This is a genomic window from Tenacibaculum sp. 190524A02b (assembly GCF_964036645.1).
Lineage (GTDB): Bacteria > Bacteroidota > Bacteroidia > Flavobacteriales > Flavobacteriaceae > Polaribacter > Polaribacter vairaonense.
Genome location: NZ_OZ038525.1, coordinates 4,507,406 through 4,532,456, shown reverse-complemented (window position 1 = coordinate 4,532,456; position 25,051 = coordinate 4,507,406). Strand labels below are relative to the sequence as shown.

Sequence of the window (25,051 nt, the reverse complement as noted above, 5' to 3'; positions counted from 1 at the left end):
AAAACACATTACCAAACCTTTTATTAATTATTCCATAAGAACCCTACTTATACAATTTACGAATAAAAATTTTGTGTATTAAAAGTTTTTTGTTTTCGTAGTACTATTAAAAATCCCAAAAAAACCTAAAGCTCTTTCTCCTGTTTGTTTATTAATAATATTTCCTTCTAAGTTTGTGGGAGGAGTTGCAAAAAATTGCGAAAAAGGGTTATCTCCATCCGTGGCTAAAGCACTGTTTTGAGCCTCTACATTTTTCATGAACTTGTAAGTATAAAAGTCTACATTCATAACTCTAACTTCAGCTGTTTGCCCTGAATTATCGATTACAGAAAAGCCTAACCCGTTTTCAAAAAGCTCATCATTTGTTATGTTTCTTTGACTTGAAAGTATGCTTCCATTTTGCCCTGTTAAGTAAAAAAAGATTACATAAAAATCCCCCTTTTCAAGTGGATCCTTAAATGTTACTTTGGTCTTATTATCTTCTTTCGTTATATCTACAATCTCAACACTAGGAGCTACTTTTTCAGGAATTGACTCTAAAATAGTTCCATCTGAAAGTTCTATTTCTAACCAATATGAATTTCCTGTAATGGGTCGTATCTTTTCTCTTGTATCATATCTTTTTGCAGAAGTATCAAATACAAACTCATCTGTTACCAAAGAGGTTATTTCGTTAATATCTTTGCTATATAATTTAAGTTTAGCTGTACTTATTGTTTTTACCTCTTTGGAGGTAACCGGAACAGTTTCTCGAATAGTTACAGACACATAACTTTCTACTAGCTCTGTATTGATATTCCCATACACTAAGACTTTAGGTTCAAAAGCATTTTCCAATGGGACTTCTTTCGAACATCCAAAAGAAATTAAAGCTATTACTAATACCGAAAATATTTTAAATAATATTGTTTTCATTTCTTTAGAATTTGAAATTATATGTTATAAATGGAATGGGAGCTCCTAATAAAGAAAACTCTTTTCTTGTTAACTGATTAGCTCCTGAGGTATTAACAGAGTTGTTATAATATGTTGAAAAAACATTCTTTCTCCCATATAAATTATAAACTCCAAATCCCCAACTACTCTGCCAACTTGTATCTGGATTCCCTTTAGGCTCAAAGGTTATTGACAAGTCCATTCTATGCGTATCCTTTAACCTATAAGCATTTCTATCAGAATAAGTTAAATAAAAGTCATTCTCATTTTCAATTGCATTAATTCTCCCTGTAATTAATGTAGTAGGCCTTCCTGCTTGATATGTAAAAAATGTTTCCACACGCCAACAATTAGTTATTTGATACGCTAACATTGCGTTTAATAAATGTGGCTTATCATAATTTGAAGCAAAATAACTACCGTTGTTAATATTCTCATGAATAAACTCACTGGTTGTTTTTCTTCTTGAAACTGAGTATGTATAGTTAACATTTCCAGTAAGTTTTCCTTTATTTTTATAAGCTGCTAACTCAAGCCCGTAAGAATAACCTTTTGCTGGCAATAATTGGGTTTCTAAATTTTCTTTTATAAATAATTCCGCATTATTTATATACTCTACTAGGTTATTAAAATCTTTGTAATAACTATCTATTGTAAAATTAAACATCTTATTAGGCGTATCAAAAGCGTATCCAAACGCCACTTGGTTCACTTCTAAGGGCTTTATATGTTTTCCTGAAAGCTTCCATACATCAAAAGGTAATGCTGCAGTACTATTACTAATTAAATGGATGTATTGATACATTCGGTTATACCCAAACTTAAAAGCTTTTAAATCGTCTATATTATATTTTAAAGAAATACGTGGTTCAAAACCTGCATAGCTCTTAATTATTTCTCCATTGCTATAGTTAACTTCTTTAGAAATGGTATTTAAACTTTTAGGAAACCCATCTATATATTCCGCAACAGTTTGTGCTCCTACATTAAAAAAGAAAGAATACCTAAGTCCTAGATTTACTGATAACTTTTCCCATTTTTTTTCTACCTCTCCATAAGGCGCAGCTACAAATGCTTTCTCAGTCATGAAATTGATATTATTACCATTATCATCTTGATTATCTATCTCTGCTGGTGAAAACCTATAATGCGTTCCATGCAAACCAAATCGTACTTTGGTATCTAAATCCATGAAATAGGTAAAATCAGGTTTTAGTATATAATTATCAATATTAGAGCTCCATTTAAAAGAATTCAACCTCTGTGTTACCTGTGAAGGTCCACCTGCATTAATAGAATTTAAGGAGTAGTTATACCTACTAAAAATTGCAGAAGCGTTCATAAATAACTTACTTGAAAAAATATGATTCCAACGTAAAGTCAAGGTAGCATTGCTCCACCCAAAATCTATTTGCCCATCTGGTTGCTTTACATATTCTCCAGTTTCAATATCAAATCGATCACCTCTCAAGTATTCAGCTTTCATTACATCTTTTCCAAAATAACCAGATAAAAACAATTTATTATTATCGTCTATCTGCCATGTTAACTTTGTGCTCAAATCATAAAAATATAGTTTGTTATCATTAGCATCTTCACCTTGTAAAGCAGGAAGTAAAAAATCGAAATAAGTTCTTCTACCTGAAACCAAGTAGTTTATTTTATCCTTTTTAATAGGACCTTCTAGCGTTAACCTAGAAAATAATAGACCTACTCCTCCTCTGCCTCGAAATGATTTTGAATTTCCTTCCCTTTGTCTCATATCTAATACAGAAGAACCTCTACCTCCAAATCTAGCTGGAATTCCTCCTTTATAAAACTTAATATCTTTTATGGTTTCTGTATTTACTACAGAAAATAATCCCCATAAATGAGAAGAATTATACAAGGGCGCTTCATCTAATAATAATAGATTTTGATCTATGCCACCACCTCTTACATTAAAACCCGCTGTTCCTTCACCAACAGAACTCACTCCTGGCTGTGTTAACACAACTCTTGTTATATCTGGCTCTCCAAAAAAAGCAGGCACTTTTTCAATGTCATCTGGTTTTAAATTCACAGACCCTGTTAAAACATTTTTAACCTGACTTTTAGTATTTGTATTACTAGTTACAATTATTTCTTCGAGGCTATTTTCTTCTGGACTTAAATCTATATTTAACTTTACATTACTTACAAGTTTTATGTTAATTTGTTTTGTAGCAAACCCTAAATACAATACTTCAATAATATAATCTCCTTCAGGTAAGGTTAAAGAATAAAAACCATATTCATTAGTGACTGAACCTTTTTCAGCGCCTTTAATTAAAACATCAGCCCCTAAAAGAGTTTCTCCTGTAATTGCATCCTTAACTGTTCCACTTAGGGTGTACTTTGCCTGTTGTTCTTTATTTTTATTTTTTCTTTTTTTGGAAGACAGTATAATTAACCCATTTTTTATTTGGTAATTTATTTTGGCAGTATCAAACAACATTGGCATTACCTTATCTAGATCTTCATTAAGTACATTTATATCTATTTTTTTAGATATATCTATATCACTATTATTAAAAACAAAACTATAAGATGTTTGTTTTTCTATTTGGTTTAACACCACTCCTATCGGTTCTTTTTTTGAGTTTAAGGTTACTTTTCCTTGTGAAAAGCTATTAAACGCAACCAATTGCAAACAGAACAATAGATAGATTGAAAAAGTTAATTTCATTAAAAAAATATTTTCACGCGAAAACATTTTCAGCCTTATCAAGGCCAAATGCTGCTCAATTTTCATAAATTTGTGGTTGTTAAATGTTATTACTAATTTGTAGAAAGTATCATTAGCAATTTTTAAAAGTGAGAAAATGGCAGTTTTCTCACTTTTTATTTCCTTATTTTATAATCCAACTATTTTTCTCGTTGTCAAAAGTATATTCAAAGCTTTTTGTAATTGTAAGTACTTCTAATATCTCCTTTACTGGCATGTTTTTATTGAAAGCTCCTGTGAATTTTGTATTTGCTATAGTCTCATTTTCAAAACGAAGCTTCACGTTAAACTGATTTTCAAAATCTTCAGCAACTTCTTTAAACGATTTATTTTTAAACTGAATTTTATTCTCTTTCCAAAATAATACGTTTTCTCCTTCAGTTAACTCAGATTTTATAAACGCTCCATTATTTCTAGCTACTTTAACCCTATCATTAGGTAATAATACTACCTTCTGAGAAGTAGTTTTAGAGCTCACCTCAACTTTACCTGTTAGCAATACGGTTTCAGAATAGCTTCCATTTACATAGGCTTTTACATTAAAACTTGTTCCTAATGCTTTTACTAAAACTTTATCAGGTGTTTCAACGGTAAAAGGATTCTTTTTATCTTTTACTACATCAAAAAAAGCTTCTCCTTCTAATAAAATGGTTCTTGGAGTTTCTTTATCATAAGATATTTTACTAGAAGCATTCAACCAAGCTACTGAACCATCTAAAAGTGTTACTTTTTTATGTTCTCCATACCCCGTTTCTATAAATACTGAATCAGATGAAAATCCTTTATAAAACAATAAAGATGTAGTAAAAACTAAAGCAATCGCTGCTGCTATTTGCATAAGCCTTTTCTTAAAACCTATAGTTCTTATCTCTTTTTTTTCTTGTATTTGATTAGTATTTGATTTTGCTTCTAGTTTTGCAAAGAACTCTTTTTTCTTTGCTTGCACATCGACAACAGGTACTTCAATTTCCTCTGTTAGTTTATGAAGTGCTGATAAATCATTGAATAAGTCTTCATCAAAATCCTCAGAAGCTTCCAAATCTTTAATTTTCAACAATTCATCATCTTCAGCCTTACCATTAATGTATGACCAAATGTCCGAATCTATATTATTTTTATGGCCTTCCATAATTATCCTTTTAATATATAACGTTTAACAACTACCTTCACCCTATTTATTTTATAAAAAATTCTTTAATTCTTTTCTTAAAATCACCAAAGCCTTGGATATATGAGCTTCTACTGTTTTTACAGACACTTTTTTTATATCTGCTATTTCTTTGTACGAATGACCTCCATTTCTAGATAACTTAAAAAACTCTAACGTTTTCTCTGGTAACAATGCGTAAGCTTTTTTTATAGCTTCCGTTAATTCCCACTGACTATCTAATTCCTCCTCTACATTTTTATTTACCTTATACAGGTCTAAATTTTTACGTTTGACTTGTTGTTTCCTGTAATGGTCTATTATTTTATTCTTGAGTGTTTTTATTAAGAAAGCTTCAACTGAACGATCTTCATTTTTAATTAAGTCAACCCTTTCCCAAAGCTTCATAAATGTATCCTGAACCAAATCATTTGCGATATCTTCTTCTTTCAGAACCTTAAACGCATAATTAAATAAACGTCCGTAATGCTTATCAAAAATCTTCTCAAAACTTTGTTTTTCTCTGTCTCCCATTAAATATGGTATCTATTAATTTAAAATTGAAACCTCTTAAAAAGTAAAATTTCTCCTTAAACTTTACAAAATCATCTTAACTTTTCTTTATCGCTATTGCTATCTTTCCTATCCTCTTCTCTAGTAATGTTAAATATACTATTTTTGTGCTCGTTTAAGCATCAGGATTACTATTAAATTTGATGTGGGGAAGTCCGCTAAATTAAAAAATGTTTAGCAACTTTCTTTTTTAAACACTTAAATAATTAACAATTAAAAACAGGATTGGCATGAAATCCCAAGAAATCAGGAGTAAATTTTTAGATTTTTTTAAATCAAAACAGCACGACATCGTTCCTTCTGCACCTATGGTGCTAAAAAATGATCCTACCCTAATGTTTACCAATGCAGGTATGGTTCCTTTTAAGGAATTTTTCTTAGGAAATGCCGCCCCAAAAAACACTAGAATCTCTGATTCTCAGAAATGCTTACGTGTTTCTGGAAAACATAATGACTTAGAAGAGGTAGGTTATGACACCTATCACCATACTATGTTTGAAATGCTTGGAAACTGGAGTTTTGGTGATTATTTTAAAAAAGAAGCAATTGCTTGGGCTTGGGAATTACTTACCGAGGTTTACAAAATAGATAAAAATATTTTATACGTTACTGTTTTTGAAGGTGATGAGAAAGACGGTACTAAAATGGATCAAGAAGCATATGACTTTTGGAAAGCAATTATTCCTGAAGATCGTATCTTAATGGGAAATAAAAAGGATAACTTCTGGGAAATGGGAGATCAAGGGCCTTGTGGACCGTGTTCTGAAATACATGTTGATATCCGTTCCGAAGAAGAAAAAGCTAAAGTTGATGGTAAATCTTTAGTAAATGAAGATCATCCGCAAGTAGTAGAAATATGGAACCTTGTATTTATGCAATACAATCGTAAAGCAAATGGTTCTTTAGAAGAACTTCCTTCTAAACATATTGATACTGGAATGGGATTTGAGCGTTTGTGTATGGTGTTACAAAACGTACAGTCTAATTATGACACCGATGTTTTCACTCCTTTAATTAGAGAGATAGAAACTATTACTGGAGTAGCATATGGTAAGAATGAAAAAATAGACGTTGCTATTCGTGTAATTGCAGATCATGTTCGTGCGGTTGCTTTTGCGATTGCCGATGGTCAGTTACCAAGTAATAATGGTGCTGGATATGTTATTCGTAGAATTTTACGTAGAGCCGTTCGTTATGGTTTTACCTTCTTAAATCAAAAAGAACCTTTTATCTATAAATTAACCGAAACCTTATCTCACCAAATGGGAGATGCTTTCCCTGAAATAAGAAAGCAGGATACTTTAGTGCATAATGTTATTAAAGAAGAGGAACAATCTTTTTTACGTACACTAGATCAAGGGTTATTATTATTGGATAGAGTTATTGAAACTACTAAAGGTAAAGAGGTTTCTGGTAAAAAAGCTTTTGAATTATATGACACCTATGGTTTTCCTTTAGATTTAACACAATTAATTGCCAGAGAAAAAGGATATTCTGTAGATGAAACGGGATTCAATGAAGGTATGAAAGCGCAAAAGGATCGTTCTAGAGCGGCTTCTGCAAGTGAAACTGGTGATTGGGTTGTTTTAATGGATGATGAAACTGAAGAGTTTATTGGATATGATACCTTAAGTGCCAATGTAAAACTAACACGCTACAGAAAAGTAACGACCCAAAAAGACGGAGACCAATATCAATTAGTATTCAACTTAACACCTTTTTATCCGGAAGGTGGTGGGCAAGTAGGTGACAAAGGTGCTTTAGAAGCTCCAAATGGAGATCTTATTTATATTACCGACACTAAAAAGGAGAATAATGTAATTATTCACTTTGCTAAAAACCTTCCTAAAAACTTAAATGAAACGTTTAAGGCTGTGGTTAATGATGAGTTTAGAAGGTTATCTGCTAGTAACCATTCAGCTACACATTTATTACACCAAGCATTAAGAGCTGTATTAGGTGAGCATGTTGAGCAAAAAGGTTCTTTAGTAAACCCTAAATATTTACGTTTTGATTTTTCTCACTTTTCTAAGGTAGATAAAGATCAGTTACAGGAAATTGAAGAATTTGTAAATGCACGTATTCGTGAGAATCTTCCTTTGGAAGAAAAGAGAAATATTGCCATGGATCAAGCAATTGAAGAAGGTGCTATTGCTTTATTTGGTGAGAAGTACGGCGACAGTGTTCGTACTATCCGCTTTGGACAGTCTATGGAATTGTGTGGAGGAACACATGTACAGCAAACGGGTGATATTTGGTATTTTAAAATTAAATCTGAAGGTGCCGTTGCAGCAGGAATTCGTCGTATAGAGGCAATTACTAATATGGCTGTAGGTGATTACTTTGAAGAGGTTGAACGTACACATACAAATGTAAAGCAACTTTTAAAGAACCCTAAAGACGTAGTAAAATCGATTACTTCTTTACAGGACGAAAATGCTAGCTTAAAAAAGCAAATTGAACAATTATTAAAAGATAAAGCGAAAAATTTAAAAGGTGATCTTAAAAATCAATTACAAGAAGTAAATGGTGTTCACTTTTTAGCTACTCAAGTTGATTTAGATCCCGCTGGTATTAAAAATCTTATGTTTGAAATAGGTGGAGAAATAGAAAACCTATTTATGTTATTTGCTACAGCTCCAACAAAAGAAAAAGCAATGCTTACTTGTTATATTTCTAAAGATTTAGCAAATGAACGTGGTTATGATGCAGGTAAAGTGGTTAGGGAGTTAGGAAAGTATATTCACGGTGGTGGTGGTGGACAAAACTTTTTTGCTACTGCTGGAGGTAAAAACCCTGGTGGAATTCCTAAAGTATTAGAAAAAGCTGTTGAGTATTTAAATTAAGCTGAATAGCTTTTAATAACTTAATATCACTTAATAATTAAAAATATACAAAAAGTTCAAAAGGAAATATGCTTTTGAGCTTTTTGCATTAAAACATTATTATTCCTCTTCCCGTATATAAACCTCAAGAAATTATCTTTCCTTAAAAGTTTTTTATAATTATTCTTAAAATTTTATTATTGTATCCCATAACAATTCAAACAATTATGCCATGAGTTTTTTAAAAAAATTATTTGGAAAGAAAAACAATTTAGAAGAAACATCTAAAAAAGAAAATTCAGTAACTTCTAACATAAAAGATTTTAGACTTAAAGCATTAGCTACTTGTCATAACGCTGGCTTCAAACCTGCAAGTTCTTTACCTACAGAATGGGATAGACAATTAAGACCTTCTATTGAAATAGCACTAAGACTACATGCTATTAAAGCTCTTGTTTTATGGCTTATGATTCCTGAAGACAATTTACCTTCTAATAAAATTTTAAATTTCATTGACCAGAATAATCTTAGAAATTTTATGACTGATGAAGAAATACTAACTCTAGATTTGTCTAGGACTGATGAAGAGGCTAGAAACTCTATTGGCTGGAAATTTGAAAACGCCTGGTCTTTAGCATGGTATTTTGGTTACAAAGAACCAGATATAAACGGACAAATGATGAGCGGTGAGCAAATGCAGGATATCTTAGTAAACTATACTTGTTTACTTGATGAAAACATAGAAGAATGGGTTAAAAAACAAGAAATTGTATCTGAAGAAAGTGTTATTAATAAAGAAGATTTATTTTATTGTTTACATAATGCTGTTAGAAGTGCTCAACTAGGCCATGAAACTGTTCCAAATGACTTTGACCCTATTGCTAATGGTGGCGTTATTCATGAACGTAGACATTCTTTAACATGGATGCTTTCAAAAAACACGACATGGGACAACACTGATCTAAGTACGTAAACTATATATAAACCAATATTTTATTGTAATATTACTCCTAGTTATTTATTTAGTTTTGTGACTAAAAATAATTGCTAAAAATTACACTATGGAATACACTTTAGAAGGCTATGGAAACAGGTTAGATATTTATTATAAAAACACTAGTATATTTTATGCTATACGTAAACGTCGTTGGTTTAAACCTAATCACATTTATATCTGTGATCAGAATGATAAAATAATTTTAAAATTAGAAAAGGAAGCTCTTTTCTTATCTGATTATGATATCACTGAGTTTAGCAAAAGGTTTTTTTATACAAAACCTATACTCCTCTGGAATAGCTCTGCTTTAAAAACATCAGATAAAAAAATCCTTGAAATTAAAAGCAAATGGCTTCCTTGGTCACCTAAAGACATCAAACTTAATGAAAAAGTAATAGGACACACTAAACACAAACTTTTTAGTTGGGGACAAAATATAAAAATCAACTTCACTATGAAAGAAGAGAGTATTATTACACACTCGTTGATTTTACTTTTAATTAAATACTCTATTATTCATGAACGAAGTGAGCATTACTAAACAAAATGAACCTTTTATATTTGCAGTAAAAGAAAAGTAAAAATGAAGTCTATAAAAAAACTGTTTCACATTATCACACCTTTGATTGCTGTGTATTTATACGAGAATATGTTTAAGAAAGAGGTAGACTTTTATATCAATCTAATCCCTAAAACATACCACACCATTGGGTTAATACTACTTCTTATACTTTGTATTAGTAGTATATTTTTCAAGAAAAAACAAACTGATAAAAACACACTTTTAATTGCTACTGAAAATGATTACCAAAGAACTTATGTTTCTTATTCAGCAATAGTATTACCTTCTATTTTTTTATTTTTCTATGCTATACTTATTTCAATAAAAAACTTTGACTTCAATACTATCTTTACACTTTTAATTATTATAACTTTGGGTATAAAAGGAACTTTTTTACGCAAAACTTCTTCTTTTAAAATTGACAAAGGAAAATTATTCTTTGAACGAAAAAATGAAAAAAGAACTTTTTCAACACAAGACATTCAAGAAATTAAAATTACACCCTATGAAATTACCATACGTTACAACGATTCAGAAAAACTAATCTCTTTTCTTGAGCTAAAACAAGACGATTTTAAAGAAATTAAAACTTGGTTTCAAAAAAGACTTCCTTATATTACGGTTTCTAAAGTTTCATTATGATTTTACAAACGCAAATACCTTTAAAACAACAGCAACATAATACTATACAGTATAATTCAAACATTGTTTTATTAGGTTCTTGTTTTTCAGAAAATATTAGTAACAAACTGAATTACTTTCAGTTTCAAACACTTCAAAATCCTTATGGTATTTTGTTTCAGCCAAAAGCCATTGAACAACTAATAACCAATGCTATTAATGAAAAAGAATATACTGATGCAGATTTGTTTTTACATAATGAACGATGGCATTGTTTTGAGGCGCATTCTAGTTTAAGTGCGACTGAAAAAAACACACTTCTTTCTAATTTAAACACCGCTACTAAAACCACTTTAAAACAGTTAAAAAAGGCTTCACACATAATCATTACCTTAGGTACAGCTTGGGTATATCGACTTATTGAAACAGATAATTTAGTAGCTAATTGCCATAAAGTACCTCAGAAAAAGTTTTTAAAGGAATTACTTTCTGTCACTGATATTTCTGAAAGTTTAGCAGCTATTGATGTCTTAATAAAATCCGTAAACAAAAATGCTTCAATCATTTACACCGTTTCTCCTGTTAGACATTTAAAAGATGGTTTTATAGAAAACCAACAAAGTAAAGCACATTTGTTAAGCGCTATTCATAGTGTTGTTGAACCTAGAAAAAACACTTTTTATTTTCCTTCGTACGAAATTATGATGGATGAATTACGTGACTATCGTTTTTATAAAGAAGATATGATTCACCCCAATAATATCGCTATTGATTATATATGGGGAAAATTTCAATCTGTTTGGATAGATGAGAACTCGCAACAAATCATGCAAGAAGTAACCACCATACAAAAAGGATTGGCTCATAGACCTTTTAATCCTGATTCAGAGCAACACCAAGCTTTCTTAAAAAAGTTAGCACAAAAAAAGGAAATACTTTTAAAAGCATTTCCTCATATGTCTTTTTAATCGCAGGGCGATAGCCAAGTTATATCATTATGATCTATTCAAATAATTCTTAAAATCAGAAAGAATCACTTAACATAACATTTCATCTATAAATACTGATCTACATTTCCCCAAGGACCTCCGTTGATAATATCAACTCCTTGTCCTTGTAAAAATTCAGTTGCTTGTCCGCTTCTTCCTCCACTTCGACAAACAGCAATCACTGGTTTTTCCCAAGACTTAATTTCTTCTACGTTGTTAGGTATGGTATCTAAAACAATGTGTTTTGCTCCTTCTGAATGTCCTTCATTCCATTCTGCAACAGTTCTTACATCTAAAACCACTGCTCCTTTTTCTAAGTATTCTTTAATTTCGTTACTCATGTTTTTATTTCTAAATAAATTAAATAATTTCATTCTATGCTTGTTGGTATGAATGTAACAAATGTAAACCGTTTTCTATTAATGCTTGGTAGCTTTTGTTACTTTTAAGTCCAACTAAATGCGACTTTATTTCTTCTTTTATTGCATAATCTTTTTCCAATGCTAATTCATACAATTCAAGTGGTAGTAACCAATCGTTTTTGAATTTTGTTTGCAATATGCTAAATATTTGCTGTATTTGTTCTTCAGAAACCGTACCATTTTCTCTTAATTTTCTAACAACATCATACTGTTTATACAATTCTTTCTCTGTTTTTGAATACGTTATTTTATGTGTTTTTGTTTCAGAAACCTTTCCTATATCCGCAAAAGAGTCTACATCAGCAGGTCCTGCATACGCTGAGACTAATTCCTTTCCTATTGCCATGTCGTAAATCCCCCATTCTGGTTGGAATAATACGGTATCCTTATATGTTACTCTACAATCTTTTAACGAAACAATTAAAATTTTCCCTCTTAAATTCCTTGTACCTGTAATAGCTTTTCCTTTTACTACTACACCACTTTCAAACTCTAAAGTCATTTCTTCACCTTCATAAATCCCATAAGCTTTTAAATCTCTAGGGCTCATATCCTCAATAGGTAAATTAATTCCTTTTAACTTACCTACAGGACTCCCAAAGCCTTCAGCATGATAATTTACACCATGTCCTATCAATTCTTTATCTCTATTTGCCAAAGCAGTTGGCCCTGTTGTTTGAATATAAGCAACTCTGCCTTTATCATCTTTAATAACATTGGTAAAGATTCCTGAAATTTGTATTCCAGTACTTAATTCAACAGTACCTAAGTTTTTAGAGTCGATTAACTTTTCTACACCTTTCAAACCACCCGTTCTTAATGCCATTGTATTCGCAAATTCATCTAACACTAAGCTTAAATAAGCAAAATCTGGTGTAACAAATAATTGTGGTTGTGGCTTGGTAATATCAAAACTCATATTAGCAGCTTCAATTCCATAAGGTAACTTTTTTACCTCCTCTTGCATACACCATTTACTCTCTCCTATAGAAGACAACAAACCTGCTCCGTAGATTTTAGGGTCATCTACAGAACCAATCAAGCCATATTCAACCGTCCACCAATGTAAGTTTCTTATTTGTGCCATTTCAGACATCTCTCCCATATTGTTTTGCAACCATTCAACTTTTTCTTGAGCTTCATTAATCGCTGCTTCACTAGCGTTAGGATCTTCTTTTAAAATAGACAACAAACGAATGGCTTCATACATTTCATAATCTTTAGCAGAAGATATAGCTTTTGAGCCTATTTCTCCAAAGCGCCTAAGGTATTCAGAATACTCAGGGTTTGCTATAATTGGTGCATGACCTGCTGCTTCGTGAATAATATCTGGCGCTGGTGTGTATTCAATATGATTTATCGTTCGCATATCTGAAGCTATCACCAAAACGTTATACGCCTGAAACTCCATAAAAGCATTAGGAGGAATAAACCCATCTACTGAAACAGCTGCCCAGCCAATTTCTTTTAAGATACGATTCATACCTTCCATTCTTGGAATACTCTCTACAGAAATTCCTGTTTTCCCTAGACCATTCACATATGATTTGTGTGCTACTTTACTTAAATAATCTACATTCATTCGCATTACATAACGCCAAACTGCTTGGTTTTGGGCTGTATATTCACCATAAGGCTGTTTCACAATAAATTTATGTAAATGCTTGGGTAACTTTTTAGTTACTTCATTCCATTCAAAAGAAGCTTCCATATATAAGTAAGTTTTAACACTGTAAATTTAAGTCTTTTATAGCTTACAAAAAATCAACTCCTAAAAATTATATATTTCGTACCTTTAAGCTCTAACACAAAAAATCAGAAAACAAATGAGAACAAGAGGTGGATTTAAAATCCGTTTACTTATTGGCGTGGCTATTGTTGCCTTTGCCTACTTGAAAAAATGCAGCCAACAAGAAGAAAACCCGTATACTGGAAAAACCCAATCTATCAGCTTATCACCTCAACAAGAAATAGCCATTGGCTTACAACAAGCTCCTTCTATGGCACAACAACACGGAGGTTTATACCCTAATAATAATTACCAACAAATTGTAGATAATGTAGGGCAAAAACTAGTAAACAATACTGTTGCTAAAAGATCAGGTTACAAATATGATTTCCATTTACTAAGAGACGAAAGAGCTATCAATGCTTTTGCTTTACCTGGAGGTCAAATTTTTATTACTTACGCTTTATTTTCAAAACTAACAGACGGCAATGGAAGGTTAAATGAAGATATGTTAGCAGGGGTTTTAGGTCATGAAATTGGACATGTACTAGGTAAACATTCTAACGAAAGAATTACTGAAGCTAATTTTTGGAAATTATTAACCATGGGGGCTTCCGTTGGTGCTGATTTAGGGCAATTAGCCAATAGTATTGGACAAAACACTTTATTAAAAAATGGACGTGGTGATGAGTTAGAAAGCGATGAATTAGGTGTAAAATTAATGATTGATGCAGGATACGACCCTCGTTACTTAATTAACGTAATGCAAATTTTAAAAGCTGCTGCGGGACCAAATAGAGTTCCTGAATTCCAAAGTACACATCCTGATCCTGAAAATAGAATTGAAAAAATTAAGGAAACTATTCGTAAATATGGTAGGTAAACCGTAGTTATATAATGTAAAAAAATCCAGAATGTGTTGAAAAACAGCTTCTGGATTTTTTTAATTAATTATATAATATTTTTAATCTTTTCTTACTACTTACTGTACAAATTTTTCTAATAGTTCTTTTGATGGTAATATACAACTATCTTGCTTACCAAAAAGTGCATACCTATTGTTGGCTATTAATTTGTAACAAAAATCTCTAATAAACTTAGGTATCCATAAAAATACATGAGTCCACTCATACCCTTTAAGCTCTTTTGCTATTTTAAGAATAGCGGTTGATTTGGTATAAACCACATCATTATCTATCAAAACAATGGTAGACAAATCATTTATACCAGTTCCTTTCAGTTTTTCTTGAGCAAAGTCCGACTGCAAAGAGGCAAACTTAAATGCATTGTTTACATCTCTTTTTATTACAAATGTAACCGTGTTGTTACACAAGTTACAAACGCCATCAAATAAAATTGTTTTCATCTGTTTTTTGGTTTTTATCCGACGTATTTTTAAGTTGTTAATTTACAAAATTTATACGGTTATTTAAAGTAATTTATAAAATCACATATTAGCTTCACTTATCAACTCTTCTTTTTTATTAGCAAAAAATATTTTTTGAACAAAAGGTTTGCTTTTTGCCTTTTCTACTAATGATAGCCAAAACTTATTACTAATAAACATTCCTTGAACAACAATAAACAAGAACTGAAAATCATATAACATCATTAAAAAAGCAATACCTAAATGTAAAGCAATTGCAGAAAATATAAAAATTAATTTGGTTTCTTTAAACCAAACTAATACTGGGTAAAACAACTCAACTAAAATAGTTCCATATGTAGTTATGGTTACAACAAATCCGTTTTTTGCTAACCATTGGTTGATAGCATTTTCTCCTCCAAAACGCTCAGATAAAAAAGTATAATACGTTGCTACACCATTAAACCATAAATCTGCATGAATTTTATGCATTGCTGACACAAAGTATATTAGACATAGATGTATACAAATAGAATAACTGGCTAAATTTGATAGCAAATTACTTAGTTCTTGCTTCTCTGTAGAATTGAAACGTTGCTTTTTTATAGAAAAGAATTCATAGGAATTTATAAAAATAAGGTACATTAATATAAACTTTAAATAATTATCTCCTCCATTTAATGTTATGCTATTCAAAGCCTGCATAACATCCAGAAAAATAAACAAAATAAAAGCTACTATATTTTTTCCTACACCAAAGAAGAACAATACTATAAAAAAAAGATAAGTAATACTAAAAACACTGAAGTTTTCTATTACAAAATTAGTAGGTATTCCAAACAATTCTAACCAAGCTGCTTGGCCAAAGTTTTTTCCTTCAATTAAAGCTCCCTTTAGTTGATTTGTTAAAAAAATATCTTTTGCAAGATATAAACAAACAAAAATTCTTAAAAAACTTGAGTAAAACGAAAAACTATTCTCTGCAGATAGTTTTAAAATTAATCCGTTTAAAGTTCTTTTTTCTGCTTTCATGATAAAGTTAATATATTTTAAAATAAACGACTTTGAAAAACTAATAACTCCTCCATCTTTTTACTTTCGTTATTTCGTTCACCAAATTTAGGTATAGGTAAATAAGTTAATCGAAGTGATATTAAATGCTCATCTTCATTAATACCGTTCTTCTTAGCTACTTTTTTAGCATAAACCTGCAATGCTTTAAATTGCGGAGCTTCTTCAACATATTTTATCAGAATGCTATCTTTTTCTTTAGCATTAAGTACTCCATTATCTTTTTCCATATATCCGATAAGCTCATTTGCTGCTCTTATTTCATCATTGACCCCTATAAAGTTGTTTGACAATACATAATCCAATAAATCTGCTTTATTATTAAAAGGTGCTTTAGAGATTTTTTGATCTATAACAGGCTTTATTAGCTCTAACACTTTTACTTTAGTGCTGTCTGATTTTTTATGAATAACACAATATAATCTATCATTACTAGTAGGTGGTGGCGCAAAAAAACCCCATTTTTGAAAAAAAAACTTTTTAAAAACACGTCCTCCTTCCATTTGACTTATTTTCAAATAATTATCAGGTGCAGTAAAGAAAAAAGTTATTCCCCAGTAACCAGAAAAAAGAGCTAGTATTACAAATGATACTATTTTTTTCATATTTAAATTATTTTATATTAAAAAGAGGCGGTTACCCGCCCCTTTTAATTAGATTACTTATCTAATTTAGCAATGTTCTGATCTAAAGAAGCTGCATTTGCACCTCTTGGTCCTGGCGCTCCTGGTCTTCCTCCTCTTCTGTAATATCTATACGCCATATAAGCTACACGTGCCGCTACTGCTACTGCTGGTACACCTGCTTCTTGAGCATTAACAACATCTGTATCTGTTAAAGTTGTTTCTTTAGCTTCTCCTGAAACTACTTCCTCTGAAGTTAAGTTAATTGCCCCTAAAGTTAGAGTCCCTACTAATCCTAAGATTAAAGTCTTGTTTGAAAAAAATTTGGTCATTTTTAAATTGTTTTATAATAAGTTCCCCTTATTAACGTATAAGGAACTAACGCCTTTTTTATTGTGGTTTTGGTACCACGTTTAATGCTTTATCTATTAATAACCGGTCTAAATAAATTCACATCGTTTCAAATGTATTTGATAGAGTTTCAAAAAAAAAATGTTAAAACGTTAAAAAAACTACTCAAAAACCCTATAAAAAAGCTAATGGTTAACACTTATACACATAAGTGTTAACCATTAGATCTATTTGTTAAAAAACACTATAAAAAACAAAAAAACAACAATATAACATCAAGTTCTTTTTTTTGTTAAAAAAAACCTAACATAAAAAACCTACTAAATATGGAAGTCAATTTAGTCTATAGCTCCACACAAAAAGTGTGTTTTTTTAACAAAAAAACTAACCTACACACTAAAAACCATAGCCCTCTTTTTAGCTTTTAAGTAAATATGGTTTGTGATAAACTCAAATATTTCCACAATCAAAAGAAAAGCTACATAGCAATAAGTCTTAAGAAACAACTTTTTTAAAATTCCACGTATAATCAATAATATTAAATATCTATTAATAAGGCTCCATGAAGTAAAACTAATATTACACCTAACAATTTTTTACACTAAAAGTAAGTGAGGTAAGAAATCACCTCACTTAAAAACTACTATTTGTCTAATTTAGCAATTTCTTTTTCAATACTTTTACTCAAATAAAGAGCTCTCATAGCTGGTCCTGGCATACCATCTTGTCCTGCTATTCTTCTCTCTGCATCTTCATTTGCTCGAATAACAGGGCGTGTAAAATAAGAAGCAGCTCCTATATCCTGAATACGAACTCTATTATTATCATTTAAATTTATTTCCATAGCTATTCCAGAAATAAGTTCATCAGAAGTCAAGTTAATTGCTCCTAAAGTTAACGTTCCTACCAACCCTAAAACTAAAGCTTTGTTTGAAAATGTTTTAATCATTATTATTTTTATTATTAATACTTTCTTATTAACGTACAAGAAATTAACGCCTTTTTTTGAACATGATTTTGGTATCACTTCTAATGTTTGTTATTTAAGACCGGTTAAAACAAAATTACATCGCTCCAAATGTATTTAATACTTAAATAATAAAAAGTTTTAAAATGTTAAAACTAAATTAAGCAAGCTTCATATATCATTCACTTAAGTCTACATCAAATTATATATTAGCTTAACTTATCAACTCTTCTTTTTTATCATCGAAAAACATTTTTTGAATAAAAGGCTTACTTTTTACCTTTTCTACTAATGATATCCAAAACTTATCACTAATAAACATTCCTTGCAACGCAATAAAAAGCAATTGAAAATCATAAAGCATCATTAAAACTGCTATACTCAAGTGTAATCCTATTGCTGAAATAATAAACAATACTTTTGTTTCTTTAAACCATATTAGTACTGGATAAAATAGCTCAACAAGTATTGTTCCGTATGTAGATAGCGTAACAAATGTTCCATTTTTAGAAAGCCATTCATTAATAGCGTTTCCTCCCCCAAATCGTTCTAAAGACAACGTGTAATAAGTAGCAATTCCATTAAACCATACATCTGCATGAATTTTATGCATGGCAGATACAAAATACACTAAACACAAATGAATGCAAATAGAGTAACATCCTAAATTGGTCATGAAATTATTAAAAGCTGTATTCTTCCTATTTTTAAAGCGCTGTTTATCTATAGAGAAATATTCATATGAATTTATAAAAACCATATAGAGCATTACAAATTTCATTAAATTATCTCCTCCGTTTAGAGTAATCCAAGTGAAGTTTTGGATTACCTCATAAAACATACATAAAAATAATGCTATCAAATTTTTTCCCACTCCAAAAAAATACAATACAATAAGTATAAGATATATTCCATTAAATATTTCAAAATTATCTCTAACAAACTGCGTAGAAACACCTAATACATCAAGCAAAACCGAATTACCTGTTTCTAAATACATTTTACCTTTATAAAAAAGGTCTTTAAACTGCATTGTTATTATTACATCTTTAATTAAATACAGACATATAAATATTCTTAAAAATGCTGCATAAAAAGTAAAGTTGTGTTTGGTTGATAAGTTATCTATTATTTTATCGATAAAAAATCTTCTTGTTTCCATAATCTAGTTTATAAATTAAAAAATTAATTTTCACCATAAAGCTTTGGTTCATATCTATCAATTTTATTAATACTTTTTGAATCAAACAATTTACTTCTAAAAATTAACTCCTCCTTATCTTCATCAAGACTTACCTTTTTATCTCTATCTACAAATTTGGGTATCCTTATCTTAGTGAGCTCTATAGAAATTAAGCTTTCATCTAAATCTACACTCTTTTTTAAAGCAATTTCTTTGGCATATTTTATCAAAGTCTTAAAATGATTGGTTTCCTCTACTCCTTGTGTTAAAATTTCTTTACGTTCTTTTTCCGTTAATTTTCCTTTAGTTTCCATATATGCTATAGTTTTATTTAAAGAAACCATTTTATTATTAAGCCCAACAGTTGATGAAGATATCACATAATCCATTAAGTCTGCTTTGGAATTAAAAGGTGCTTTTTCAAGTTTTTCTTCAATAATTGGAGATACCAGTTCAAATACTCTAGAAACAACACTATCTTTTTTATTATGAATTACACAATACAACCTTTCATTTGTATTAGGTGGAGGTGCAAAAAAACCCCAATTCTGATAAAAAAAAGTTTCAAAAGCTCTATGCTCTTTCAATAGTTTTATTTTTATATAATTATCTGGTGTATTAAAAAAAATAGTAGTGAACCAGTAACATGAAAAAATAGATAAAACCGAATAATATATTATTTTTTGAATCTTTGTCATTTTTGATTAAGTTGGTTATACTAAATAATAATAGTAGTACATTTTAAAAGAGAGGCAAAACCTCACCTCTCTATCTAACACAAATACCTTAGTCTAAAGCACTTATTCTTTCATCCATAATTATTTCTAAATTATTAGAATGATGTGCAACAGGTATATTAAAAGCTGTACGTATGTACTCAGATGCTGCACGTGCATAATGAGGAGTTACTTCTCTTGTAACAACGTATGCTCTTTCTGCTGCTCTATAAACTCTTCGTGCATTACGAGCCAAAAACGCCCAAACAGCTGCTTCTTGAACATCCGCTTCATTGTTAACCACATAAGCAACCTCTTTAACTTCCCCTGTAGATACTTGACTTGAATTGAAGCTAACTGAAATTAGAGTCATGGCAGCTACTAGGGCAACAACTAAAGTTTTCTTTGAAAAAAATCGAATCATTTTTATAGTTTTTATATAAGTTTTCTCCTTAATTAACGTATAAGGAATTAACGCCTTTTTTTAATGTGATTTTGGTATCACATTTGATATCCAAATTATTAATAACCGGTCTAAATAAATTTTCATCCTTTCAAATTTATCTGATGCTTTTACAAAAAAAAAGCAATAAAGTGTTAAAAAAACTACCTAAAAACACTGAAACATCAATAAGGGTTTTCCATTAAACAACTAAGTATTAACCATTAACAAACAAACACTCAAAAACCCCTAAGCCCTCAAAAACATTGAATTGAAAAAGAAAACATTAAAATGTTAAAAAAATCTTAAAATTACAATTGATTCACTTCTAACTTTTCTTATCTTTTATTCAAAAAGTCTTTTTTTTAACAATTTTATATTATTATAAATTTCACAAAACACTAACACAAACACCAAATAAAAAACACACTTACAATAATTTAACTCCTAAAAACAGAACCAAAAACACTACCCAAAAACACTGAAATATTAGTAATTAAAAACCACTAAAAATTTAAGTATTAACCACTATACTCAACTACTCGAAAACACTTAAAAAAACTAATAATGTAGTTTACTAAATACAAGAGGTAGAGTATCATTATAAAACTCACACTATTTTTCTTAGTATGACACCTTCAATTATATGATTTATACTTTTTTTCTCATTAATCCCAATCGTAATCGGTTTCGTTAATTTTTAACTAATCCTCTAAAATCTTTCTTACTTTTACCTTTCAATTTTTAATCAATGAACAAGAAAGTAATTTTAATGATTTTAGATGGTTGGGGAATAACACAAAACCCTGATGTATCTGCCATATACAATGCTAAAACACCTTATATAAATTCACTATACAATAAATATCCTAATGCAGAATTGCGAACCGACGGTGAACATGTTGGTCTTCCTGAAGGACAAATGGGTAATTCAGAAGTTGGACACATGAATTTAGGAGCTGGTAGAATTGTTTACCAAAACCTGGCAAAAATAAACAATGCTGTAGCAGATGGAAGTTTAGCTAAAGAGCCTGAATTAATTAAAGCTTTTGAATATGCTAAAGTGAACAACAAAAATGTTCATTTTTTAGGATTGGTTTCTAATGGTGGAATTCACTCTCACATTAATCATTTAAAAGGATTACTTTCAAGTGCTAATGAGTATGGTTTAAAAGAGGTGTATTTACATGCTTTTACAGATGGTAGAGATTGTGACCCAAAATCTGGTAAGTTTTTCATTAATGATATTGAAAAACATATGGAGCAAACTACTGGAAAGTTAGCCACTATTACGGGTAGATACTATGCCATGGATAGAGATAATCGTTGGGAAAGAGTTCAATTAGCGTACAATGCTTTAGTAAACGGACAAGGTAGTTTCTCTAAAAATGCAGAAAATAGTATTTTAGATAGTTATGAGAATAAGGTTACAGATGAGTTCATTAAACCGATAATTATGGCTGATGAAAACAATCAACCTGTGACTACTATTCAACCTGATGATGTGGTTATTTTTTTCAATTTTAGAACAGATAGAGGAAGACAGTTAACCCAAGCACTAAGTCAAAATGATTTTCTAGAACAGCAAATGGAAAAACTTCCATTATACTTTGTTACTTTAACAAATTACGACGCTACTTTTAAAAACATTAATGTTGTTTACGACAATAAAAATATTGAAAATACTATAGGAGAAGTTTTAGCTAATGCTGGTAAAAAACAGATTAGAATTGCTGAAACAGAAAAATATCCTCACGTTACTTTTTTCTTTTCTGGAGGAAGAGAAAAAGAGTTTGATGGAGAAAAACGTTTATTATGCCCATCACCTAAAGTAGCTACTTATGATTTAAAACCAGAAATGAGCGCTTACGAAATTAAAGATGCTATTATTCCTGAATTACAAAAAGGAGATGTTGACTTTGTTTGTCTTAATTTTGCTAATGGTGATATGGTTGGACATACAGGTGTATTTGAAGCTGCTGTAAAAGCTTGTGAAGCCGTTGACATCTGCGTAAAAGATGTAATTTCAACTGCATTAGATAACGAATACACCACTATACTAATAGCAGATCATGGAAACTGTGAAACTATGATTAACCCTGATGGTTCACCACATACTGCACACACAACTAATCCAGTACCAATGATTTTAATTGATAATGATTTAAAAGAAATAAAAAATGGTATTTTAGGCGATATTGCTCCGACTATTTTACGACTAATGGACGTAGCACAACCTAAAGAGATGACACAACACTCTCTTATATAATACTAATTTAACTAATGAAGAAACTATTTTTTACTTTATCAATTGTACTATTTATAGCTTGTGGTAGTACTCAAAAATTTCCTGCAGCTAAAAACAAAGATGGTCATTTAGTAGGAATTGCTACTAAAAAAGATTTTCAGCAAGAACCTTATGGTAGTGAATGGTTTAATGATTTTTACTCGTATTATGAAGTTGATAAAAATACAAGTAAAAAATTAAAGCAAAACTTAAATAATGTTAGTATTAAAGCTTTTATGGGAACTTGGTGCAGTGATAGTCAAAGAGAAATACCCAATTTTTACAAACTTTTAGATGAGGCAAATTTTGACTACAAAAACCTTGAGTTAGTTACCGTTAATAAAAAGAAAAAAGCCAAAGGTTTAGAAAAAGGTTTTGATATAATTAGAGTACCTACTTTTATCTTTTATAAAAATGGAAAAGAAATTGGTAGATTTGTAGAACATGCCTTGGAAGGAAGTACTATAGAAGATGATATTTTAAAAATAATTTCAGGGCAACCTTATAAGCATCCTTATCAAAAATAACCGTAAATTTGCGCTTCAATATTTTCAAAATGATCAAACCAAAAACTAGAGAAGAAATAGAAATCATGCGCGAAAGTGCTTTAGTAGTATCTAAAACCTTAGGGATGCTTGCTAAAGAAGTTAAACCTGGTGTTACTACTTTATACCTTGATAAATTAGCAGAGGACTTTATTAGAGAACAAGGTGCTATCCCTGGATTTTTAGGATTATATGACTTCCCTAATACTTTATGTATGAGCCCAAACTCACAAGTTGTACATGGAATACCTAATGACACTCCTTTACAAGAAGGTGATATTATTTCTATAGATTGCGGTGCTTTAAAAAATGATTTTTATGGTGATCACGCCTATACTTTTGCTGTAGGTGAAATTGCTCCTGAAACTCAAAAGTTACTAGATATAACAAAAGAAAGTTTATATGTGGGTATTAGAGAGTTTAAAGCAGGAAACAGAGTTGGAGATGTTGGATATGCTATACAAAACTTTACTGAAAAACATGGTTACGGAGTAGTAAGAGAATTGGTGGGTCATGGTTTAGGTAAAAAAATGCATGAAGATCCAGAAATGCCTAATTACGGACGTAGAGGTCGTGGTAAAAAGTTTGTTGAAGGAATGGTAGTTGCCATAGAGCCTATGACCAATATGGGAACTCATAAAATTAGACAACATAAAGACGGCTGGACTATTACTACTTTAGATGACAAGCCTAGTGCACATTTTGAACACGATGTAGCTATTGTTAATGGAAAACCCGAATTACTTTCTACTTTCAAATACATTTATGAAGCTTTAGGTATTGAAAGCAACGAAGAAGACGAATTCAGACAAAACCTATAAAACACATGCATATTAACACTATCAAACCTAAGGAAATAGCTCCTGGTTTTTTGGCTAGATTTATTCACACTGAGACAAACACTATAGGTTATATAGATATCAAATCAGGAGCTATTTTACCAGAACACAGCCACGTTCACACACAAATCACACAAGTTATTGAAGGAAAATTAGAACTTATCATTGATGGCGTGTCTAAGGTTTTTGAACCCGGAATGGTTGCTGTAATTCCTTCAAATATTGTTCATAGCGGCAAAGCGTTAACCGAATGTAAAGTAACAGATGTTTTTTACCCTGTAAGAGAAGATTACAAATAAAATCTATTGAAAAAACTTTTTAAACTCATACTAAACACCATACCTCGTCCATTACTTATAAAACTAAGTTATTGGGTCAGACCAATCATCTCTTGGTGGTTAAAAGGTAAAAACTTTACAGATCCTATTGATGGTAAATCGTTTAAAAAATTACTTCCATATGGATATGGTAAGCAACGAGAAAATGCCTTATCTCCTTCTACACTTTCCTTAGAGAGACATCGCCTTTTATGGCTTTTTCTTCAAAATGAAACTGACTTCTTTACCAGTAACCAAAAACGTAAAGTATTACATATTGCTCCAGAACAATGTTTTTTAAAAAGATTTAGGAATCAAAAAAACATTGAATATATAACCTCTGATTTAGAATCACCTATTGCAGATGTTAAAGCTGACATTTGTGATTTACCTTTTAAAGATGAAGAATTTGATATTATTTTTTGCAATCATGTCCTAGAACATATTCCTGATGACACTAAAGCAATGCAAGAACTGTATCGTGTTATGAAAACTAATGGGTTTGGTATTTTTCAAATCCCTCAAGACATTAGTAGAAAAACTACTTTTGAAGATGATTCGATAACCGACCCTAGAGAACGAGCTAAAATTTTTGGTCAATACGATCATGTCCGAGTTTATGGTTTAGATTATTTTGATAAGCTTCGTAGCATTGGCTTTAAGGTTGATGAAATAAACTACACTCAAAAAACATCTGCTGAACAAATACAAAAGTATGCTTTAATGAAAGGAGAAATATTACCTGTTTGCTACAAGTAAAGCTATCCACACCTATTAAGCAACTTCCTTATTTTATT

25 protein-coding genes are annotated in these 25,051 nt (G+C 30.5%); 11 read left to right on the top strand and 14 right to left on the bottom strand.

Annotated elements, in window-relative coordinates:
- Nucleotides 1-78 precede the first annotated feature (78 nt).
- The 4 genes from ABNT65_RS18340 to ABNT65_RS18325 all read right to left on the bottom strand — a co-directional run bounded on the left by ABNT65_RS18340 (nt 79) and on the right by ABNT65_RS18325 (nt 5,363).
- Nucleotides 79-915: a DUF4249 family protein gene (locus tag ABNT65_RS18340; RefSeq protein ID WP_348746542.1), complete on the bottom strand. Its 837-nt coding sequence runs from the start codon at nt 913-915 to the stop codon at nt 79-81.
- A 4-nt stretch (nt 916-919) separates the two neighbouring features.
- Nucleotides 920-3,643, bottom strand: a complete 2,724-nt coding sequence (locus ABNT65_RS18335) for a TonB-dependent receptor (RefSeq protein WP_348703854.1) — start codon at nt 3,641-3,643, stop codon at nt 920-922.
- Nucleotides 3,644-3,806: 163 nt separating this feature from the next.
- Nucleotides 3,807-4,811, bottom strand: a complete 1,005-nt coding sequence (locus ABNT65_RS18330) for a FecR family protein (protein ID WP_348703855.1) — start codon at nt 4,809-4,811, stop codon at nt 3,807-3,809.
- 51 nt (nt 4,812-4,862) lie between these two features.
- Nucleotides 4,863-5,363, bottom strand: coding sequence for an RNA polymerase sigma-70 factor (locus ABNT65_RS18325; RefSeq protein ID WP_348703856.1), 501 nt, complete (start codon nt 5,361-5,363; stop codon nt 4,863-4,865).
- Nucleotides 5,364-5,632: 269 nt separating this feature from the next.
- Between ABNT65_RS18325 and alaS the strand changes: the two genes are divergently transcribed.
- From alaS to ABNT65_RS18300, 5 genes are all read left to right on the top strand, one after another.
- Nucleotides 5,633-8,248, top strand: coding sequence for an alanine--tRNA ligase (gene alaS / locus ABNT65_RS18320; protein WP_348746541.1), 2,616 nt, complete (start codon nt 5,633-5,635; stop codon nt 8,246-8,248).
- A gap of 211 nt (nt 8,249-8,459) precedes the next feature.
- The gene (locus ABNT65_RS18315; protein ID WP_348746540.1) at nt 8,460-9,200 is read left to right on the top strand and encodes a DUF4272 domain-containing protein; all 741 of its coding nucleotides are present in this window, start codon (nt 8,460-8,462) and stop codon (nt 9,198-9,200) included.
- Nucleotides 9,201-9,288: 88 nt separating this feature from the next.
- Complete coding sequence (locus ABNT65_RS18310) at nt 9,289-9,765, top strand: hypothetical protein (RefSeq protein WP_348746539.1); 477 nt, start codon at nt 9,289-9,291, stop codon at nt 9,763-9,765.
- A gap of 42 nt (nt 9,766-9,807) precedes the next feature.
- Nucleotides 9,808-10,428 (top strand): hypothetical protein, encoded by a 621-nt coding sequence (locus ABNT65_RS18305; protein WP_348746538.1) that lies wholly within the window; start codon nt 9,808-9,810, stop codon nt 10,426-10,428.
- A complete protein-coding gene (locus ABNT65_RS18300; protein WP_348746537.1) occupies nt 10,425-11,375 on the top strand; it encodes a GSCFA domain-containing protein in 951 nt (316 codons plus the stop codon). Before ABNT65_RS18305 ends, ABNT65_RS18300 begins: the two co-directional genes overlap by 4 nt.
- Before the next feature lie 86 nt (nt 11,376-11,461).
- Here the strand turns inward: ABNT65_RS18300 and ABNT65_RS18295 are convergent, their stop codons facing one another.
- The gene (locus ABNT65_RS18295) at nt 11,462-11,770 is read right to left on the bottom strand and encodes a rhodanese-like domain-containing protein (RefSeq protein WP_348703867.1); all 309 of its coding nucleotides are present in this window, start codon (nt 11,768-11,770) and stop codon (nt 11,462-11,464) included.
- A 1-nt stretch (nt 11,771) separates the two neighbouring features.
- Complete coding sequence (locus tag ABNT65_RS18290; protein ID WP_348746536.1) at nt 11,772-13,529, bottom strand: aromatic amino acid hydroxylase; 1,758 nt, start codon at nt 13,527-13,529, stop codon at nt 11,772-11,774.
- 115 nt (nt 13,530-13,644) lie between these two features.
- On the opposite strand from ABNT65_RS18290, the gene ABNT65_RS18285 reads away from it, so the two are divergent.
- Nucleotides 13,645-14,430, top strand: a complete 786-nt coding sequence (locus ABNT65_RS18285) for a M48 family metalloprotease (protein WP_348746535.1) — start codon at nt 13,645-13,647, stop codon at nt 14,428-14,430.
- Nucleotides 14,431-14,529: 99 nt separating this feature from the next.
- Here the strand turns inward: ABNT65_RS18285 and ABNT65_RS18280 are convergent, their stop codons facing one another.
- The 8 genes from ABNT65_RS18280 to ABNT65_RS18245 all read right to left on the bottom strand — a co-directional run bounded on the left by ABNT65_RS18280 (nt 14,530) and on the right by ABNT65_RS18245 (nt 20,248).
- On the bottom strand, nt 14,530-14,913 hold the full coding sequence (locus ABNT65_RS18280) for a DUF393 domain-containing protein (RefSeq protein ID WP_348746534.1): 384 nt from the start codon (nt 14,911-14,913) through the stop codon (nt 14,530-14,532).
- 81 nt (nt 14,914-14,994) lie between these two features.
- Nucleotides 14,995-15,945 (bottom strand): hypothetical protein, encoded by a 951-nt coding sequence (locus tag ABNT65_RS18275; protein ID WP_348746533.1) that lies wholly within the window; start codon nt 15,943-15,945, stop codon nt 14,995-14,997.
- 17 nt (nt 15,946-15,962) lie between these two features.
- Complete coding sequence (locus ABNT65_RS18270; RefSeq protein ID WP_348746532.1) at nt 15,963-16,589, bottom strand: hypothetical protein; 627 nt, start codon at nt 16,587-16,589, stop codon at nt 15,963-15,965.
- Nucleotides 16,590-16,642: 53 nt separating this feature from the next.
- A complete protein-coding gene (locus tag ABNT65_RS18265) occupies nt 16,643-16,939 on the bottom strand; it encodes a hypothetical protein (protein WP_348736606.1) in 297 nt (98 codons plus the stop codon).
- Between the two features lie 662 nt (nt 16,940-17,601).
- Nucleotides 17,602-17,907, bottom strand: coding sequence for a hypothetical protein (locus tag ABNT65_RS18260; RefSeq protein WP_348736608.1), 306 nt, complete (start codon nt 17,905-17,907; stop codon nt 17,602-17,604).
- 232 nt (nt 17,908-18,139) lie between these two features.
- Nucleotides 18,140-19,087 carry an HTTM domain-containing protein gene (locus tag ABNT65_RS18255; protein ID WP_348746531.1) on the bottom strand — a complete coding sequence of 316 codons (948 nt, stop codon included), beginning with the start codon at nt 19,085-19,087 and terminating at the stop codon, nt 18,140-18,142.
- A gap of 23 nt (nt 19,088-19,110) precedes the next feature.
- Nucleotides 19,111-19,806 (bottom strand): hypothetical protein, encoded by a 696-nt coding sequence (locus ABNT65_RS18250; RefSeq protein WP_348746530.1) that lies wholly within the window; start codon nt 19,804-19,806, stop codon nt 19,111-19,113.
- A gap of 88 nt (nt 19,807-19,894) precedes the next feature.
- Entirely contained in the window at nt 19,895-20,248 is a 354-nt protein-coding gene (locus ABNT65_RS18245) for a hypothetical protein (RefSeq protein WP_348746529.1), read from the bottom strand.
- Nucleotides 20,249-21,017: 769 nt separating this feature from the next.
- Here ABNT65_RS18245 and gpmI point away from each other — a divergent pair.
- Genes gpmI through ABNT65_RS18220 form a run of 5 tightly spaced genes read left to right on the top strand, consistent with a single transcriptional unit; the run spans nt 21,018 to nt 25,013 of the window.
- Complete coding sequence (gene gpmI, locus ABNT65_RS18240; RefSeq protein ID WP_348746528.1) at nt 21,018-22,535, top strand: 2,3-bisphosphoglycerate-independent phosphoglycerate mutase; 1,518 nt, start codon at nt 21,018-21,020, stop codon at nt 22,533-22,535.
- 14 nt (nt 22,536-22,549) lie between these two features.
- The gene (locus ABNT65_RS18235; protein ID WP_348703880.1) at nt 22,550-23,080 is read left to right on the top strand and encodes a thioredoxin family protein; all 531 of its coding nucleotides are present in this window, start codon (nt 22,550-22,552) and stop codon (nt 23,078-23,080) included.
- Nucleotides 23,081-23,109: 29 nt separating this feature from the next.
- Entirely contained in the window at nt 23,110-23,919 is an 810-nt protein-coding gene (map, locus tag ABNT65_RS18230) for a type I methionyl aminopeptidase (protein WP_348736612.1), read from the top strand.
- Between the two features lie 5 nt (nt 23,920-23,924).
- Entirely contained in the window at nt 23,925-24,236 is a 312-nt protein-coding gene (locus tag ABNT65_RS18225; RefSeq protein WP_348703885.1) for a cupin domain-containing protein, read from the top strand.
- 6 nt (nt 24,237-24,242) lie between these two features.
- Nucleotides 24,243-25,013: a class I SAM-dependent methyltransferase gene (locus tag ABNT65_RS18220; RefSeq protein ID WP_348746527.1), complete on the top strand. Its 771-nt coding sequence runs from the start codon at nt 24,243-24,245 to the stop codon at nt 25,011-25,013.
- Nucleotides 25,014-25,051 lie beyond the last annotated feature (38 nt).